The 15,811-nt window shown below is 71.0% G+C and carries 15 protein-coding genes; 10 read left to right on the top strand and 5 right to left on the bottom strand.

Going from position 1 to position 15,811, the window contains the following annotated elements; translation table 11 throughout:
• Window positions 1-68: 68 nt before the first annotated feature.
• Entirely contained in the window at window positions 69-1,814 is a 1,746-nt protein-coding gene (locus QRN23_RS08000; RefSeq protein WP_199736222.1) for a glycerol-3-phosphate dehydrogenase/oxidase, read from the bottom strand.
• Between the two features lie 192 nt (window positions 1,815-2,006).
• Between QRN23_RS08000 and QRN23_RS07995 the strand changes: the two genes are divergently transcribed.
• The 7 genes from QRN23_RS07995 (at window position 2,007) to QRN23_RS07965 (ending at window position 6,906) form a co-directional block, all read left to right on the top strand.
• Complete coding sequence (locus tag QRN23_RS07995; protein WP_233568409.1) at window positions 2,007-2,906, top strand: sugar-binding transcriptional regulator; 900 nt, start codon at window positions 2,007-2,009, stop codon at window positions 2,904-2,906.
• A gap of 123 nt (window positions 2,907-3,029) precedes the next feature.
• Window positions 3,030-3,596, top strand: a complete 567-nt coding sequence (locus QRN23_RS07990; protein ID WP_123570651.1) for a type 1 glutamine amidotransferase domain-containing protein — start codon at window positions 3,030-3,032, stop codon at window positions 3,594-3,596.
• A 139-nt stretch (window positions 3,597-3,735) separates the two neighbouring features.
• Window positions 3,736-4,338, top strand: coding sequence for a hypothetical protein (locus QRN23_RS07985; RefSeq protein ID WP_159825945.1), 603 nt, complete (start codon window positions 3,736-3,738; stop codon window positions 4,336-4,338).
• Window positions 4,339-4,473: 135 nt separating this feature from the next.
• Window positions 4,474-5,682 (top strand): GAF domain-containing protein, encoded by a 1,209-nt coding sequence (locus QRN23_RS07980; RefSeq protein WP_056046852.1) that lies wholly within the window; start codon window positions 4,474-4,476, stop codon window positions 5,680-5,682.
• Window positions 5,683-5,738: 56 nt separating this feature from the next.
• Window positions 5,739-6,230: a nucleotidyltransferase family protein gene (locus tag QRN23_RS07975; protein ID WP_056046851.1), complete on the top strand. Its 492-nt coding sequence runs from the start codon at window positions 5,739-5,741 to the stop codon at window positions 6,228-6,230.
• On the top strand, window positions 6,227-6,571 hold the full coding sequence (locus QRN23_RS07970; RefSeq protein ID WP_056046849.1) for a HepT-like ribonuclease domain-containing protein: 345 nt from the start codon (window positions 6,227-6,229) through the stop codon (window positions 6,569-6,571). The genes QRN23_RS07975 and QRN23_RS07970 overlap by 4 nt, the downstream gene beginning before the upstream one ends.
• Complete coding sequence (locus QRN23_RS07965; protein ID WP_192124371.1) at window positions 6,568-6,906, top strand: hypothetical protein; 339 nt, start codon at window positions 6,568-6,570, stop codon at window positions 6,904-6,906. The genes QRN23_RS07970 and QRN23_RS07965 overlap by 4 nt, the downstream gene beginning before the upstream one ends.
• A 124-nt stretch (window positions 6,907-7,030) precedes the next feature.
• On the opposite strand, the gene QRN23_RS07960 is transcribed toward QRN23_RS07965, so the two are convergent.
• The 4 genes from QRN23_RS07960 to QRN23_RS07945 are packed head-to-tail and all read right to left on the bottom strand — an operon-like array spanning window position 7,031 to window position 11,402.
• Window positions 7,031-7,378, bottom strand: coding sequence for a helix-turn-helix domain-containing protein (locus tag QRN23_RS07960; RefSeq protein WP_043595703.1), 348 nt, complete (start codon window positions 7,376-7,378; stop codon window positions 7,031-7,033).
• On the bottom strand, window positions 7,375-8,211 hold the full coding sequence (locus QRN23_RS07955) for a ferritin family protein (protein WP_055970915.1): 837 nt from the start codon (window positions 8,209-8,211) through the stop codon (window positions 7,375-7,377). Before QRN23_RS07955 ends, QRN23_RS07960 begins: the two co-directional genes overlap by 4 nt.
• Window positions 8,212-8,232: 21 nt before the next feature.
• Window positions 8,233-10,584, bottom strand: a complete 2,352-nt coding sequence (locus QRN23_RS07950; protein ID WP_123570649.1) for an SDR family oxidoreductase — start codon at window positions 10,582-10,584, stop codon at window positions 8,233-8,235.
• On the bottom strand, window positions 10,581-11,402 hold the full coding sequence (locus tag QRN23_RS07945; RefSeq protein WP_285063140.1) for a hypothetical protein: 822 nt from the start codon (window positions 11,400-11,402) through the stop codon (window positions 10,581-10,583). Before QRN23_RS07945 ends, QRN23_RS07950 begins: the two co-directional genes overlap by 4 nt.
• A 98-nt stretch (window positions 11,403-11,500) precedes the next feature.
• Between QRN23_RS07945 and QRN23_RS07940 the strand changes: the two genes are divergently transcribed.
• The 3 genes from QRN23_RS07940 to QRN23_RS07930 are packed head-to-tail and all read left to right on the top strand — an operon-like array spanning window position 11,501 to window position 14,951.
• On the top strand, window positions 11,501-12,280 hold the full coding sequence (locus tag QRN23_RS07940; protein WP_056046842.1) for an SDR family NAD(P)-dependent oxidoreductase: 780 nt from the start codon (window positions 11,501-11,503) through the stop codon (window positions 12,278-12,280).
• Between the two features lie 2 nt (window positions 12,281-12,282).
• Complete coding sequence (locus QRN23_RS07935) at window positions 12,283-13,257, top strand: lysophospholipid acyltransferase family protein (RefSeq protein WP_192124373.1); 975 nt, start codon at window positions 12,283-12,285, stop codon at window positions 13,255-13,257.
• On the top strand, window positions 13,254-14,951 hold the full coding sequence (locus tag QRN23_RS07930; protein WP_324289756.1) for an FAD-binding oxidoreductase: 1,698 nt from the start codon (window positions 13,254-13,256) through the stop codon (window positions 14,949-14,951). Before QRN23_RS07935 ends, QRN23_RS07930 begins: the two co-directional genes overlap by 4 nt.
• Window positions 14,952-15,811 lie beyond the last annotated feature (860 nt).

The raw sequence follows: 15,811 nt of genomic DNA, 5'->3' as shown, positions 1-15,811 counted from the left end.
CCCGGCGACGACGACGAAGCCCCGCCCCTCGGAGGGAGGGGCGGGGCTTCTCGATCGGGTCGGTGTCGTCAGTTCGTCGCCGCGGCGGGGGTCGCCGCCGGCACGTGCTGCGAGTGGACCTCGACGCCGTGCGAGTCGCGCAGGGTCGTCAGGGTCTGCTCGATCTCGTCGTCGCGCTGCTCGGTCGTCCATCCGAGCGAACGGGCCATGACGTCCGCGATCTCGGTGAGCAACTCGATGGTGACGCCCCCGACGAACGCGAGGTTCGTGCGGCGCAGGACGACGTCGGCCAGGTGGACGGCGTCCTCGTGCTCGGCGAAGTAGGCGATCTCGGCCGTGGTCAGCGTCGAGTCGGCCTCGAGGGCCTGCGACGGCTGGTCGAGCAGCACCTCGATGACGTCGGAGGCGCGGGTGCCGTATCGGGTGAGCAGACGGTCGACCTGGTCACGGTCGAGCCCGTCGGCGTGGGCCGCGACCCAGGTGGTGCGGGCGCCCTCGGTGGTGGGGAAGCCCTTGCCGCCGCCGATCGCCATGCCGGTGGTGTCGACCGTGCGCTTCACGCCGAGCTTCGTCGTCGCCTCGGTCGAGAGGTGCGCCGACAGGGCACGGAAGGTGGTCCACTTGCCGCCGACCAGGCTGAGGACGGCCGTGCCGGGCAGCTCGGCGACCTCGGTCTCGACGATGCGGTAGTCGCGCGACACGAAGCCCGCGGCGAGGTCGTCGTGCTTGGGCAGGGGGCGGACGCCCGAGTAGCGGTAGACGATGTGGTCGCGGTTGAGCTCGATGTCGGGGTAGACGTGCTTCACCAGGTCGAAGAAGTAGTCGACCTCTTCTTCGGTGCAGACGGCCGGCTCGGCCATGTCGGCCTCGAGGTCGGTCGTGCCGATGAGCACGCGACCCTTGAGCGGGTAGATCAGGACGATGCGGCCGTCGTTGTTCTCGAAGAAGATCTCGCGACCGTTCGTGGCCTCGAGCAACTCGGGGCTGTCGACGACGATGTGCGACCCCTTGGTGCCGCCCATGTACTGCGACTCGGCACCGAAGGCCTTGTTGGTGAGGTCGGTCCAGGGGCCCGACGCGTTGATGACGACGTCGGCCTTCACCGTGAACTCGGTCCCGCTGACGACGTCGCGCAGGGTCACGCCGCCGTCGGCGGTCCCGACGGCCTCGAGGTAGTTGGCGCTGCGGGCGTTGTCGCCGGCGGCCAGGCCGTCCTTCAACACGTCGAGCGCGAGGCGCTCGGGCTCGTGCACCGACGCGTCGTAGTAGGTGCCCGTGTACTTGAGGGCCTTGTTGAGGTGCGGCATCTCGGCCAGCGCCTTCTTGCGCCCGAGGAACTTGTGACGGGGCACCGAGCCGCCGTCACGCGAGAACGAGTCGTACATGGTCATGCCGACCTTGATCAGCAGTGCGCCGCGCTCCTTCGTGGAGCGCTGCTTGTGCGTCAGCATGCGCAAGGGGGCGTTCATGATGCCGCTGAACGTCGAGAAGATCGGCATCGTGGTCTGCAGCGGCTTGACGTAGTGCGGGGCGATCTTCAGCAGGCCGTTGCGCTCTTCGACGCTCTCGCGGACGAGACGGAACTCGCCGTTCTCGAGGTAGCGGATGCCGCCGTGGATCATGTGGGACGACGCGGCGGACGCGCCGGACGCGTAGTCGGCCCGTTCGACGAGCACGACGTCGACGCCCTGGAGGGCGAGGTCGCGGAAGGTCGCGATGCCGTTGATGCCACCGCCGACGACGAGCACCTGTGCCGTCGGGCGGTCGACGATGCGCTGCACGTTGGGACGGATCGAGTCTGTCTTCTTCGACATGGTCACTGCTTCTTTCGAGATGCGATGTCAGGTGGTGGTGACCGACTCGTCCTGCGGGCCGGTAGATTCATCGTCGTCCCGATGCACACAAGGTGCAACGTATCTGCACGAACGTGCAAGGAGGTCCCCTTGGTCGCTGGCGACACGTCCGAACGCACGCAGGAGGCCCTGCGCGCCGCGCACCTCTACTACATGCAGGACCTCACGATGGAGGCGATCGCGCACGAACTGCAGACGTCCCGCTCGTCGGTGTCGCGCCTCCTGAAGGCGGCACGCGAGACGGGCCTCGTCGACATCCAGATCAAGTCCCCGCTCGACCAGCCGACGGCCGTGGGCGACGGGCTGCACCGGCGGTTCGGCGTGGTCGCGCACGTGGTCCCGGTGCCCGACCAGACGAGCGACGTCGACCGGCTCGACCGGGTCGCGCTGTCGGCTGCACGAACGCTCACCCAGTACGTCGACTCGAACATGGTCGTCGGCGTCGCCTGGGGCTCCACCGTCAGTGCGGTCAGCCGGTACCTGGTGCCCAAGACCACGCACAACACCGTCTTCGTCCAGCTCAACGGTGCGGCGAACACCCGCACGACCGGCATCGAGTACGCCAGCGAGATCCTGCGTCGGTTCGGCCACGCGTACGGTGCCCTGATCCAGCAGTTCCCCGTGCCCGCGTTCTTCGACGACCCCGCCACCAAGAGCGCCCTGTGGCGGGAGCGCAGCACCCGACGCGTCCTCTCGCTGCAGGGCGCCATGGACCTCGTCGTCTTCGGCGTCGGCTCGCGCGAGGCACACGTGCCGAGCCACGTCTACTCGGGTGGTTACCTCGAGCAGAGCGACCACGACAGCCTGGCCCACGACCACGTGGTGGGCGACGTCGCGACGGTGTTCTTCCGCGAGGACGGCTCGTCGGCCGACATCGAGCTCAACCGGCGCGCGACCGGGCCCGACCTGGCGACCATCCGACGCACGCCGCGTCGCGTCTGCGTCGTCGCGGGGGAGGCCAAGGTGGTCAGCGTCCGCGGTGCTCTCGCCGCGGGCCTGGTCACCGACCTCATCCTCGACGAGGGGACCGCCAGGGCGCTCCTGGCCAGCTGATCGGGAGGGGCCGCGGTCCGGAGGCGCGGGTGGGGTACACCGAGCCAGCCGCGACCCAGCCCGCCCGCGTAGACGGGAGGCGTCGCACACCGGGCCCCGACCGGCCCCGAGAGGAGCATCACCATGGCAAGCACCGAACTCACCGGACGCCGCGTTCTCGCGATCGTCACCAACTACGGCGTCGAGCAGGACGAGCTCGTCGTCCCCGTCGCGAAGCTGCGCGAGCAGGGCGCCACCGTCGTCGTCGCCGGCGTCTCCACCGAGCCGATCCAGACGCTCGTCGGCGACAAGGACCCGGGGCAGACCGTCCGCCCCGACACGACCATCGCCGAGGTCGACGCCGCCGACCACGACCTCCTGCTCGTTCCCGGCGGCACCATCAACGCGGACACCCTCCGCACCGAGAGCGACGCCGTCGACCTGGTGAAGGCCTTCGCCACGGCGGGCAAGCCGATCGCGGCGATCTGCCACGGCCCGTGGGCGCTCATCGAGGCCGGCCTCGTGACGGGCAAGGAGCTCACCTCCTATGCGTCGCTGCAGACCGACGTCCGCAACGCCGGCGGCAGCTGGGTCGACCGTTCGGTGGTGACCGACGTCGAGCAGGGCTTCACGCTCGTCACGTCGCGTGACCCCGGCGACCTCGACGACTTCGTCCGCGAGACCTCGTCGGCGCTGGCCGCCACGGCCTGATCCGTCGTCTCCGTCGCGGCGGGGTCCGTCGTCCCACCCCGGGGCGACGGACCCCGCCGTGGGTCTTTAATGGGACGTCGGGCCATCGTCGGTCCGTCACCCGGCGCTCCGGCGCCCACCCGGTCGAGAGAGAGGCGCGATGAAGTTCGGCAAGACGCGCGGGGCCCCCTCCGAGCCGGCGACGCCCGATCCCGCCGCCCTCGAGCGCGCCGTCGCAGAAGGGGTGCTCATCTCGCGTGCGGCCGCCGTCGTCTCGGTGGCCAACTCGATCGTCATCCGTGCCCTCCGCGACGACGAGCACTTCGACCACGAGCGCACCCGCGAGGCCGTGCGCACCATCCTCGGTCGCCTCGCGGCGGAACAACGCGAGCAGAACGAACGGATCGGCGGCGAACGGGCGAAGGCCCTCAAGGCCAAGGGCCGGTCGCGACACCAGCACGACTACCGGCGCGGGGACGACGACACCCTCTGGTTCCGGGAGAAGACCTACACGGCCGTGGCCGACCGGCTGGACGAGCTGCAGTCCGACGACGACTTCGTGCGCGACATCGTCGCGGCGGCGGTCGACCGGGCCTGGGGCGACGTCGGGGCCGCGATCGTCACGAAGGTGTCGGCCGTCGAGGCGGTCGACCCGGCGTATCCCGACGAACGCGACCAGCGCCTCCGTGATCTCGTCGAGGTGGACCTCGCGCGGTTGCTCGCCCAGCCGCCGCCGGGGTCGGACGGCCCCCGCGCGGTCTGACGGACGCGCCGTCCGGCGGCCCCCGACCTGGGGCTGTCCCGCCCGGTACCCGGGCGAGAGCATGGAGGGACACCGCTCGGCCCTCACCACGCGGAGCCCTCGTCGATCAGGCCACCGCTGTGGGAGGAACCCGGCATGAACCGTTTCGTCAGCCCGCTCGTGCGCGGGATGATCCGCCAGCGCAACCGCTGGTTCGATCGACGCCTGGGGTTGCCCAGGCCCGAGAGCGTCGCCCGGACGCACGCTCCCGGCGTCAGCCCCGATCGCGTGCTGCTGTTCGGCAGCGGGCCCGCCGTCGGGTGGGGTGTCCGTAGCCACGACCTGGGGCTCGCGGGTCACCTCGCGCGGGCCGTCTCGCAGGCCACGGGTCGCGGGGTCGACGTCGACGTCGTGGCCGATCCCTCGATGGGGACGGTGTCCGCCCGGCGGGTGCTCGGACACCGTGACCTCACGCGCTACGACGCCGTGGTCGTGGTGACGGGCATCAACGACGCCCTCGCCATGACCGACGTCACGAAGTGGCGGCGCGCGTTCGTCGACCTGCTCGTGCACATCGAGACCGAGACCGGGGGCGCGAGCAGTCCCGTGCTCGTCACGGGCGTCCAGTCGCCCAGCGAGGTGACGGTGTTCCGCATCGCCGGCGGGGGCCTCGTCGACCGACACGCGGCCGAGCTGAACGAGACCATCCGGGACGTCTGCTCGACCCACCCCCGGGTGCACGTGCTCATGCCTCCGTCGCCGCTCTCGGGCCACGACGACCGGGACAAGCTCATCGCCAAGTACGCCCGCTGGGGCGAGGCCCAGGCCGAGATGCTCGCGCCCATGCTCGACGCACAGATGTCCGCCGGCGGCGGCGTGGCCCGGGCGCGCCGGCACGCCCCTCAGGCCGAGGTCGACCGCGTGGAGGCGATCAGGGCCCTGGGCCTCCTCGACACCGACCCCGAAGAACGCTTCGACGACATCGTCGAACGGGCGCGGACCCTGCTCGGCGCGAGCGGGGCCGCGTTCTCCCTCGTCACCGCCGACCGACACTGGAACAAGGCCCTCGCCGGGGGCGGTGACCGCGAGCTGCCGATGGCGCTCTCGTTCTGCGCCCACACGGTCGCCGGCGGCCAGCCGTTCATCGTCGAGGACGCCTGGGCCGACGAACGGTTCGGCGTCGAGGCGCCGGCGCGGTTCTACGCCGGCTACCCGGTCGAGAGCCCCGACGGCGTCCGCATCGGAGCGCTCTGCGTCGCCGACCCCGAGCCCCGCACGGTCGAGAGCGTCGACCTCGTCATGCTGCGCGAACTCGCCCTCAGCGTGCAGCGCGAGCTCGCGAGGCAGGCCGTCGCGCGGGCCTGAGAGCAGATGTACAGAAAGACGTACACGATGAGGGGCTCCGCGCTAGCATCGTCTCCATGGAGACCTCCATCCGAAGCGCCGACGTCCTCGCCGTGGCTGATGCCCGCAGCGGCTTCAGCCGCCTCATGAGGGACTTCCGGCTCGACCCCGACCGTCCGGCCGTTGCCGTGGGGCCGCACCGCCGCCCCGAGGTCGTCATCGTGCCGTGGAGCCGTTTCGTCGAGATGTCCGAGCGTCCCCCGTCTGGTCGAGAGGGCGTTTCGCTGCTGGACGAGATCACCTCGCGTGCCGGTCTCGTCCGGCGCCTCGCGGGCCTGAGCCACATCGACGCCGTCAGCGTCTTCGGGTCGGTCGCTCGCGGGACCGAGACCGACGACAGTGACATCGACCTCCTGGTCGATCCGGGGGCCGAGGCGACCTACTTCGACTTCGCGCAGTTCGAGATCGACATGGAAGCCGTGTTCCAGCGTCCGGTCGACGTCGTGTCCCGGCGGGGGCTCGACCCCGAGGCCGACCGCGAGATCCTGACACAAGCGGTGCCCGTGTGAACCCCTCTCCGGACCGCGCCGAACGTTGGCTGGTCGACCTCGACGCGACCCTGGCGGCCTCGGCCGAGCTCGTGTCCCGTGGTCGCGAGGCGTTCGACGGCGACCCTGCGCTTCCGTTGGCGTTCGAGGCGCTGGCCAACCGGGCCGGTGACCTGAGCAAGCGCTTGGTCGCGTACGACGGCACGAGGTTCCACGAGGTCGAGTTCTCACTCGCCGCCAAGAATCGCGACTTCGTCGTCCATCACTACGATCGCCTCGACCGTGAGACCCTCTGGCAGACCGTGACCCGGAGCTTTCCCCTCCTGCACTCCCTCGTGCAGCGTCACCGACGCGACGGATGAGCGCCGAACCCCTGGTCACGCCCGACGGCCGGTACCTCGTGGTCCGCGGCCGGCTGTGGCGCCGGACCGATCCTCGCCTCGACGAGGCGACCCGCGCCTCCTTGGTCCACGACCTGATGGAGGCGCGGCGCGCGAAGAAGACGGCGCTGGCCGCCGACGACGCTGCCGCCGTCGAGGACGCCCGGGCCCGGGTCGACGCCGCGAAGACGTCGCTGGGTGAACGCGGCCCGGTGTGGTGGGACGACGACGCCCCCGACGAGACCCGCCGCATGGCACGGAACACGCGGTACGCGGACTGGTTCGCCACGGTCGGGCCCGACGCCGCCACGAACTGACCACCGCACCACGAGGCGCACTCCGCCACGAAGTGGACACCGCACCAGGAGAAAACGCGGTGCCGTGTCCACTTCGTGGTGCGGTGTCATGCGGTGGCGCGCGGGCGGCCCGCCGTAGGCACTGCTAGCGGCCCTGGCGCTTCTTGAACGGCTTGGGCTGGCCCTTGACGGCGGGCGTACGGCCCTTGCCCTTCGACGCCTTGGCCTTGCCGCCGGCCGGCGGGGGTGGCGGCGGGGTCGGGGTGGAAGGACTCGCCAGTTCGTCCTCGGCGACGACCACCGCCGCCTTGCCGGCCTTGGTCAACCGGTACGGCGTGACGTCGCGGTCGAACAGCTTCGCACCGAACTCGAGCTCGAGGGCCTCGATCGACGATTCGAGCTTCTGCCGCGAGATGCCGAGCTTGTCGGCCGCCACCGGGAAGTGCAGCACGTCGGCCGCGACCAGGAAGTGCCTCAGGTGGCTGGTCTTCACGCCGTGGCGACCGAACCGGCGGAGGAGCCGCCGACCGAGTCCGCGCGGATGCCCAGGCCGTCGAGGGCCTTCTGGAAGATCGTCAGACCGCTCATGCCCGGCAGGTTCGAGATGTTCTGATCGAGCTTGACGGCGGCCTTGCGGCCCTCTTCGCCGCTCATCAGCTGGCCGAAGACGAACTTGACGTCGTCGACCTCCATGATGGACGAGCCGACCGGGGCCCAGACCTTCGACAGCAGGAAGCGCGTCAGCTTCTGCGCCTTCTTGCTCGCGAGCAGACGCTCACGGGCCTGCGAGACGTAGAACGCGACGTGGCGGGCCTCTTGCTTGGCGATGCGCTTCAGCAACTCGGCGAGGACCGGGTCCTGTTCGAGCTCGGCCATGCGCTTGTACGCCGACACGGCCGAGTACTCGTTGGCCGCGCCCCACGACATGTGGACGGCGACGAAGTCCGAGCCCACGATCTTGCCGAGCAGGCCCTGCTTGACCGGGTCGAGGCGCTCACGCCAGCCGAGCTTGAGCCGGTTCGCGCGGAGCTGGTCGTAGTCGACCGTGATGCCGTGGACCTCGAGGATCGCGGCGAGGGCCTCGCCGTGCCAGAACTCCTCGCGGTTCCACATCGTCATGAACGTGGTCATCTCGTTCTCCTTGTGAGAAGGAGTCGTGAGGAGGTCACGGGTGTAGCAGACCGTGTGGTACTCGACGTCGGCCATGTAGCGCAGCGTCCGCAGCGAGTCGGCCGAGAGCGGGTTCTTCCGGAAGTGGTCGAGGTCGAGGTCGTCCCAGCTCAGGCGTTCGGAGGTCGCGGCGAACTTGTCGATGTCGAAGGCCATGTGATGTCAGGAGGCGCGGGCTCAGGCCCTGCCTCCGTCTCCTTTCGCTGTGGTGCTGCTGGTGCCGCTCGTGGTGCTGGTGCCGCTTCTGCCGTGGGGGCCGCTGCGAGTCCAATCGCGGATGCTCCATCTTCTTCGGAGCGCCTCGCGTGCCAGATTGCTGTCGGGGTTGACCGCGTTCGGGTGGCCGACCATCTCGAGCCAGGCGAGGTCGGCGAACGAGTCACCATAACCGTACGACCCCGAGAGATCGATGTCGTTCGCCTGGGCGTACTGGCGCAGCCAGGCGGCGCGGGCCTCGTCGACCAGCGGAGGCTGTGCGAGGTAACCCGTGTAGACGCCGCTGCGCTGGTGCATCGTGCTGGCGACGACGTCGTCGAAGAGGTGTGCCAGGGGAGTCGTCAGGGTGTCGATCGAGCCCGTGACCAGGACCGTGCGGTGCCCGGCGGCACGGTGCTCGGCCAGTCGGGCGAGCGCGTCGGGGAGGGTGTGGCGCAGGACCGTGTCGGCGTAGCCGCGTGACCGGACCACGCCCGAGAGCCGCGCGACGGGCATGCCCTCGTACCGTCGGGAGAACGTACGGATGAACTCGCCGCGGTCGCGACCCTCGGCCCGGAGGTAGCGCGGCAGCGAGGTGAGCAGGCTGGCGACCTCGCCGGGCCAGGCGGCCTTGCGGAACCCGGCCGAGCGCACCCAGAGGTACTGCTCGACGATGTTGCTGTCGAGCACCGTGCCCTCGAGGTCGAACACGGCCACGACGTCGTCGCGCGGCGGCAGGGCCCGCGTGTCGGCGACGGCGGCCGACGCGGCGGGTCGCACCGAGAACGCCCGGGTCATCGAGGTGATGGACGGGAAGTGCACTTCTTGGAAGTAGGCCTCCCAGTCGACGTCGGTCACGTCGAAGCCGATGTCCGCGGGCGAGCCCGCGGGGAGTCCGGCGTGCAGGGCCCGGGTGCGTCGGTCGTCGAAGATGATCTCGGACTGCACGTAGTGGCGGTAGAGGTCGGTGAGGCTCTGCAACGACTCGAGGTCGGCCCGCCGCGTCTGGACCCCGGCCAGCGCCGTCCGGGTGCGCAGCGTGCTCGGCAGTCGGGTGAGCACGGCCTCGCGGACGTCGTTGACGCGGTTCGCGGTGCGGATGGCGCCCTCGACCTTGCGCACGCCCGGGAAGTTCCAGTGCGGCGCCTCGATCGACGAGTGCTCGTCGCGGGGCAGCGGGTTGGCCGTGAAGAACGCCTTGAGGTTCTCGAACATGCGCAGGATCGAGAACGGGTTGCTGCCGCCCGAGCTGGCGTGGAAGTACTGGGGGCTGCCGGCCTCGACCGGGTTCGCCGCGACGGTGAGGATGACGTTGACGACGTAGTCGACCGGGATCACGTCGAGCACGCTGTCGGGCACGCCGGGGAACTCGGGCAGCAGCCCGCGGGCGTACGACATGATCAGCGGGTCGGCGACCTTGAAGCCGTCGATCCAGCCGGGGTAGGGGTGCCGGTGGGCGCTCTCGACGATCGCCGGTCGGACGACCGACAGGCGGTGCCCGGCCTCGGCCCAGAGCTCTTCGGCGGCGCGCTCGGCGAAGGCCTTGGTCAGCGTGTAGACGTCGGTCCAGCCGAGCGTCTCGGCCCGGGTGCGTCCGTAGTCGACGAGACGGGCCTTGACCCAGGCGACGCGGGCGTCTTCCGCGGCCGTGGCGACCGCCTGCGGACCGGTCTTGCCGTGCGCCGCACGACCCTGGGCGAGGAAGGTGCGCAGCGTCTCGGGCTGGCGGGAGGCGGCCTCGACCCGGGCGCGGGCGTCGGCGGCGGCGGCGCGCTCGACACGCCAGTCGACGGTGTGGCCGAGCGACGCCTCGGGGAACACGCCCTTGCGGATGCCGCCGACGTAGGCGGTCGACACGTGCACGACGTGCGGGTCGGTGCCCGTCTTCCGCAGGGCCTCGTAGAGCCCGACCGCCCCGCCGACGTTGGTCTCGAAGGCCTGGTCGATCGGCGGGTCGAACGACACCGTGGACGCGCTGTGGATGACGACGTCGAGGTCGTCGGGCAGGTCGGGCAGGTCGCCCAGACCGCTCTCGATCACCCGGAGCCGCTCGGCGAGGGCCTTCTCGACGCCCTCGGCCCCGACGGCCTCGCGCCACGAGGCGAAGACCGGCTTCTTCAGCAGGTGCCGCAGACGCCCCTCGGCCGAGGTGCCGGCCTTCGGTCGGATGAGGAGCGTGACCGTCGTGCCGGGGTGCGACGAGAGCAGACGCTCGAGGATCGCCTGGCCGACGAAGCCGGTGCCGCCGGTGAGCAGGACGTGCGAGCCGCCGAGGTCGACTCGGGTGGCGCCCGGGGTCTGGTCGGGCAGCGCGAGGCCGGGGGTGGAGCTCATGCGGTCAGCTTTCTGGTCACGGCCACCCCGACGGAGGCGTCCAGGCCCGGCAGGTCGGCGACCTGCGCGCCCACGCGGTCGGCGCGCAGGTGGCCCTCGGCCCCGCCGAAGACGGTGGCGTCGAAGAAGGTGCGCTCGGAGTCGGCGCGCTCGACGGCGCCGATCGGCCAGACGGCCGTCAGCAAGGAGGCGCGGGTCATCTTCACCGACCGGCGCGAGTCGCGCAGGCGCCAGTCGGCCTCGCTCGCGAAGAACTGCTCGTGACGACCCTTCACGACCCTCGCCCGCTCGATCACGGCGGTCAGCGTGGGGTGTGCCGCGAGCTCGTCGAGGCGATCGTATGCCTCTCGGAGCACCCATTCGTCGACGGCTCCCGTCGTCGTGTGCACGGCGACGATGGGGGACCCGACGGTGATGGCCTGGAGGGCCCGGGTGATCGGGCCACGGCGCTCGACGGCCTCGGAGGCGGCGTGACGCTTGGGCCCCTCGGTCACGTCGCGGTTGCGGGGCTCGCCGTGGGCCTCGAGGACGGCGTCGAGGGCGTCGGCCAGCCAGAACTTCTCGAACGCCCACGTCACGAGGAACGCGGTGACCCGAGTGTCCTTGTGGGTGGCCGTCACCAGGAGGTTGCGCAGGTTCTCCATCGTGGCGCTCTCGAGACGTCCGAGATGGCGGACGAGGCGCAGGGCGTCGGGGCCCAGGGGGCGGTCGGCGAAGCCGGACAGGTCGAGGTCGGGGCGCCAGTTGCCCTGGGCCGTCTTGGTGAACTCGCGGATGTCGAAGTCGGGGTCGGCGCGCGGGGCATCTCTGGTCGTCATGACAGGGGGTCCTCCGGGGCAGAAGTGGACGAGGCGAGAAGGGCCTCGAACGTGTCTCGATGCGCGCAGTCTGCTCTCAGCACCGTATCGTAAGCGGCATGGCTGTAGCGCTCGTCACCGGGGGCACGTCCGGCATCGGAGCCGAATTCGCCCGCCAACTCTCCATGCGCGGCTGGGACATCGTCCTGGTCGCTCGTGACCTCACCCGACTCGACGAGACGGCGACCGCCCTGCGCGCGCTCGGCCGTGACGTCGAGGTGCTCGCGGCCGACCTCGGCGACCGTCGCGACGTCGACCGGGTGGCCGAACGGCTGGCCGACCCGACCCGCCCCGTCGACCTGCTGGTGAACAATGCCGGTTTCGGCATGCACACCCCGCTGACCTCCACCGACGTCGCCGCGCACGACCTCGCGTTCGAGGTCATGTGCCGGGCCGTGCTCGTGCTCTCGGGTGCGGCGGCGAGGTCCATGCGCGAGCGCGGCCGCGGTCGCATCGTCAACGTGTCGAGCACCGCGGGGCTGATGGCCATGGGCAGCTACTCGGCGATCAAGGCGTGGGTGACCTCGTACAGCGAGGGTCTCTCGGTCGAGCTCAAGGGCACCGGCGTGGGCGTCACGGCCCTCCTGCCGGGCTGGGTGCGGACGGAGTTCCATCAGCGTGCCGGCATAAAGTCGTCGTCCATACCCAACGCCCTGTGGCTCAGCACCGAACAACTCGTGGTCGCCTGTCTGCGCGACGTCGACAAAGGCAAGGTGATCTCCATGCCCACGCTTCGGTACAAGGTGCTGATGGGATTGGTCCGGCACGCCCCCAAGGGCGCCGTCCGGGCCGCGTCCGGCGCGATCTCGTCGAGCCGCCGCAAGCCGGTGGGGCAGTGAGCGTGAAGGACGACGGAGAACGACGCCGCGAACACGCCCGCCTCGACGCCGTGGCCCAGCGGGTCGACGACGTCAGGGCCGACGTCGCCCAGCGAGCCGGGGACGTCGCCCAGCGGGCCGGTGGCGTCGCCCAGCGTGCCGGTGACGTCGCGAGCGACGTCCGCGACCGCTTCAGCTCGCGGCGACACGCGATGGCCCGCTACGTCGCGCAGCGCATGGTGCTCAAGCCGACGATCTGGTCGATCACCGACGTGACGGTCATCGACCGCGACCGGGTCGAGGGCCTCACCGGGGGCTTCATCGTCGTCGCGAACCACTCGAGCCACCTGGACGCGCCGCTCATCCTCGGTGCCCTGCCGCGCAAGCTCGCGCGCTACCTGGCCACGGGCGCCGCGGCCGACTACTTCTTCGACGTGCCCTGGCGGCGTCAGCTGACCGAACTGTTCTTCAACGCGTTCCCGGTGCAGCGGGGCTCGGGGACCCCGGCCTCCGCGGTCGACGCGACCCGCGCCTCCTCGTCCGGTGCGTCGGCGGGGTCGACTCCGCAGAGCTCGGCCCGCCGACGCGCCGCGGCCAAGGCGGCCGCCCGGGGGCGTCAGGGGCAGCCCACGGTCAGTGCTCGATCGCTGCTGCAGCGCGGCTACCCCGTGCTGGTGTTCCCCGAGGGCACCCGCTCGAAGGACGGCACCGTCGCCGCCTTCAAGCCCGGCGCCGCCGCCCTCGCCTCGGCCTGCGGCGTGCCGGTCGTGCCGCTCGCCCTGATCGGGGCCAACATCGCCCAACCGCGCGGCCGCAGCTGGCCCCGGCCCGGCCGACTGCCCGTCGGAGTCGCGTTCGGCGACCCGATGCGGCCCCACGACGGCGAGTCCGTCACCGACTTCTCGACGCGCGTGCGCACCGAGATCCTGCGTCTGAAGGACGCCAACACCGCCCGCATCCTGGGCCCGTCAGACCCGCTCGAAGGAGAACGCCCGTGACCGACGTCCAACAGAAGAAGAGTCCTGCCGTCGACGGCGTCAAGCACATGAAGTGGTGGGGCTGGGGCGTCGAGGGCGTCGCCTTCCACCACGACGACAAGCCCGCCTTCGCCCCCTTCGTCAAGAAGATCGTGGGCGTCGAGTTGTCCCAGGGGCACGACACCGGCCTCTCGTTCGACGACCTCGACGTCCCCTCGTCCCGGGTCGGCACCGAGGTGCTCGACTCGCTCGTGCAGATCGTGGGCGACGGCCAGGTCGTCACCGACGACCACGACCGGGTCGTCCACACCTACGGCAAGAGCATCCGCGACCTGATCCGCATCCGCGCCGGACGTCTCGACCGGGTGCCCGACGTCGTCGTGTACCCGGCCGACGAGGACGAGATCCAGCGCATCGTCGACCTGGCCGTCGCGAGCGACCTCGTCCTCATCCCCTTCGGCGGCGGCAGCAACATCGTCGGCAGCCTCGAACCGCTGCCCGCGGAGGAGCGCACGATCGTCTCGCTCGACATGGGCCGGCTCGACAAGGTGCTCGACATCGACGAGGACGGCGGACTGGCGCGCATCCAGGCCGGCGGTCAGGGCCCCGACCTCGAGGAGCAGCTCAACGCCCGCGGTTGGACCCTCGGTCACTTCCCGGACAGCTTCACCCACTCGACCATGGGCGGCTGGGTCGCCACCCGCTCGTCGGGCATGCAGAGCGACAAGTACGGCGACATCGCCGACATCACCAAGGGGCTGCGGGTCGTGCGCCCCGGTGGCGTGCTCTCGATCCGCGCCGTGCCGAGCGCGTCGACGGGTCCGTCGCTGCGCGAGATGATCATCGGCAGCGAGGGACGTCTCGGCGTCATCACCGAGGTCACCGCCCAGGTGCACCGCCTGCCCGAGAAGCGCGAGATCCTCGCCTACCTGTTCCCGTCGTGGCACGACGGCCTCGCCGCCATGCAGGCCATCGCCGAGAGCGACGTGAGCCCGTCGGTCACCCGCGTCAGCGACGCACACGAGACCGCCTTCTCGTTCGCCACGTCGAAGCCGGGCAAGGGCATCTCGCAGAAGGTCACCGACCTGCTGCCGACCATCCTGAAGGCCAAGGGCTGGGACGTCGACGCGATGTGCCTGTCGTTCATCGGCTACGAGGGCAGCCCCGAGCACGTCGCCCACACCCAGAAGGCCGTCGCCAAGATCGTCAAGGCGAACAAGGGCATGAGCGTCGGCAAGGGGCCGGGCAAGCTCTACGACCAGAAGAAGTTCGACACGCCCTACCTGCGCGACTTCTTCATGGACCACGGAGGCGCGGCGGACGTCTCCGAGACCGCCGCCCCCTGGTCGAAGCTGCGCCTCGTGTCGTCGCGCGTCTACGCCGCGGCGAACCAGGCCTTCGACAGCATCGGCAAGCAGGGCTGGATCATGGGCCACCTGTCGCACTCGTACCACTCGGGCGCGTGCCTGTACTTCACCTTCGCCTTCGAGCACGGTGACGACGCCGAGGCCGAGTACGACGTGGTCAAGCACGCCATCCAGCAGGCGTTCATCGACACCGGGGCGACCGTCTCGCACCACCACGGCGTCGGGCTCGAGCACCAGCCGTGGCTCGCGCAGGACGTCTCGCCCGAGGGCGTGGCCGTCATGCAGGGGCTGTTCGACTCGGCCGACCCGGGGCGCGTGTTCAACCCCGGGAAGGTGACGGGCGCGTAGTCCCGCACCGCGCCTCCTGCGCTGTCGCCGCGCCGCGGCCCCCGCGCCGCCGCACCCCGCCACGAGGTAAACAACCCGCCACGCGAACGTGTGGCGGGTTGTTTAGTTCGTGGCGGGGTGATGCACGCGGCGGTGTCGGTGACACCTCGGGCACAGACGTCGGACGGCGTGATGCCTCCACAGGCCACGAGCGCGCACGAGCGGGCCAAGAATGGGTGCGCGACGCTCGGGGCATGTCGTCGGAACCGCTGCCCGCCATCACCTTCGTGTCGACCCACGGCACCCACAGTCGCGAGGCCGAAGCGCTCAGACGTGACACCCGACGGGGCCTCGTCGTCCGGGTACATCCCGGTGCGTACGTGCCCAGCGAGGACTGGACGCGTCTCTCGGCGCGGCACCGGCAGCTGGTCAGGGTGCGCGCCGTCCTGGCCGGGTTGCCGCCGGGCACCGTCGTGTCGCACGAGTCGGCCGTCGCCGTCCACGGGCTGCCGTCCGTCCGGGGCGCGGGAACGCGGGTGCACGTCCTGGACCCCCGTCGGGATCGGGTGCGGACGAGCGAGCGCGTGGTCCGACATCCGGGCTCGACGGATGCCGGGGACGTCGTCGAGGTCGACGGGGTGCTGACCACGTCCGAGGCGCGGACGGCGATCGACATCGCCCGAGGTCGTTCGTTCGCCGACGGGGTGCTGTGCACCGACGGGGTCCTCCGGCGCGCGGCGGTCGGGGCAGGGTGCTTCGGCTGGCGGGACCCGCGTCCTCAGGACGGCTACGAAGAACATCGAGCCCGGGTCGAACGCGCGGCGAACGGCGCCCGGCACGAGTTGGGGGCGCGCCTCGGCAGTACGACGGGAACGCGGGGG

Origin of the sequence: Frigoribacterium sp. ME-P-080 (assembly GCF_030209595.1) — a bacterium.
Taxonomy (GTDB): domain Bacteria; phylum Actinomycetota; class Actinomycetes; order Actinomycetales; family Microbacteriaceae; genus Frigoribacterium.
This window is presented reverse-complemented; position numbering and strand designations above follow the sequence as displayed.

Coding starts and splice junctions, on each gene's coding strand:
- QRN23_RS08000 (WP_199736222.1), bottom strand. CDS start 1,814: ATGTCGAAGAAGACAGACTCGATCCGTCCCAACGTGCAGCGCATCGTC.
- QRN23_RS07995 (WP_233568409.1), top strand. CDS start 2,007: ATGCAGGACCTCACGATGGAGGCGATCGCGCACGAACTGCAGACGTCC.
- QRN23_RS07990 (WP_123570651.1), top strand. CDS start 3,030: ATGGCAAGCACCGAACTCACCGGACGCCGCGTTCTCGCGATCGTCACC.
- QRN23_RS07985 (WP_159825945.1), top strand. CDS start 3,736: ATGAAGTTCGGCAAGACGCGCGGGGCCCCCTCCGAGCCGGCGACGCCC.
- QRN23_RS07980 (WP_056046852.1), top strand. CDS start 4,474: ATGAACCGTTTCGTCAGCCCGCTCGTGCGCGGGATGATCCGCCAGCGC.
- QRN23_RS07975 (WP_056046851.1), top strand. CDS start 5,739: ATGGAGACCTCCATCCGAAGCGCCGACGTCCTCGCCGTGGCTGATGCC.
- QRN23_RS07965 (WP_192124371.1), top strand. CDS start 6,568: ATGAGCGCCGAACCCCTGGTCACGCCCGACGGCCGGTACCTCGTGGTC.
- QRN23_RS07955 (WP_055970915.1), bottom strand. CDS start 8,211: ATGGCCTTCGACATCGACAAGTTCGCCGCGACCTCCGAACGCCTGAGC.
- QRN23_RS07950 (WP_123570649.1), bottom strand. CDS start 10,584: ATGAGCTCCACCCCCGGCCTCGCGCTGCCCGACCAGACCCCGGGCGCC.
- QRN23_RS07945 (WP_285063140.1), bottom strand. CDS start 11,402: ATGACGACCAGAGATGCCCCGCGCGCCGACCCCGACTTCGACATCCGC.
- QRN23_RS07940 (WP_056046842.1), top strand. CDS start 11,501: ATGGCTGTAGCGCTCGTCACCGGGGGCACGTCCGGCATCGGAGCCGAA.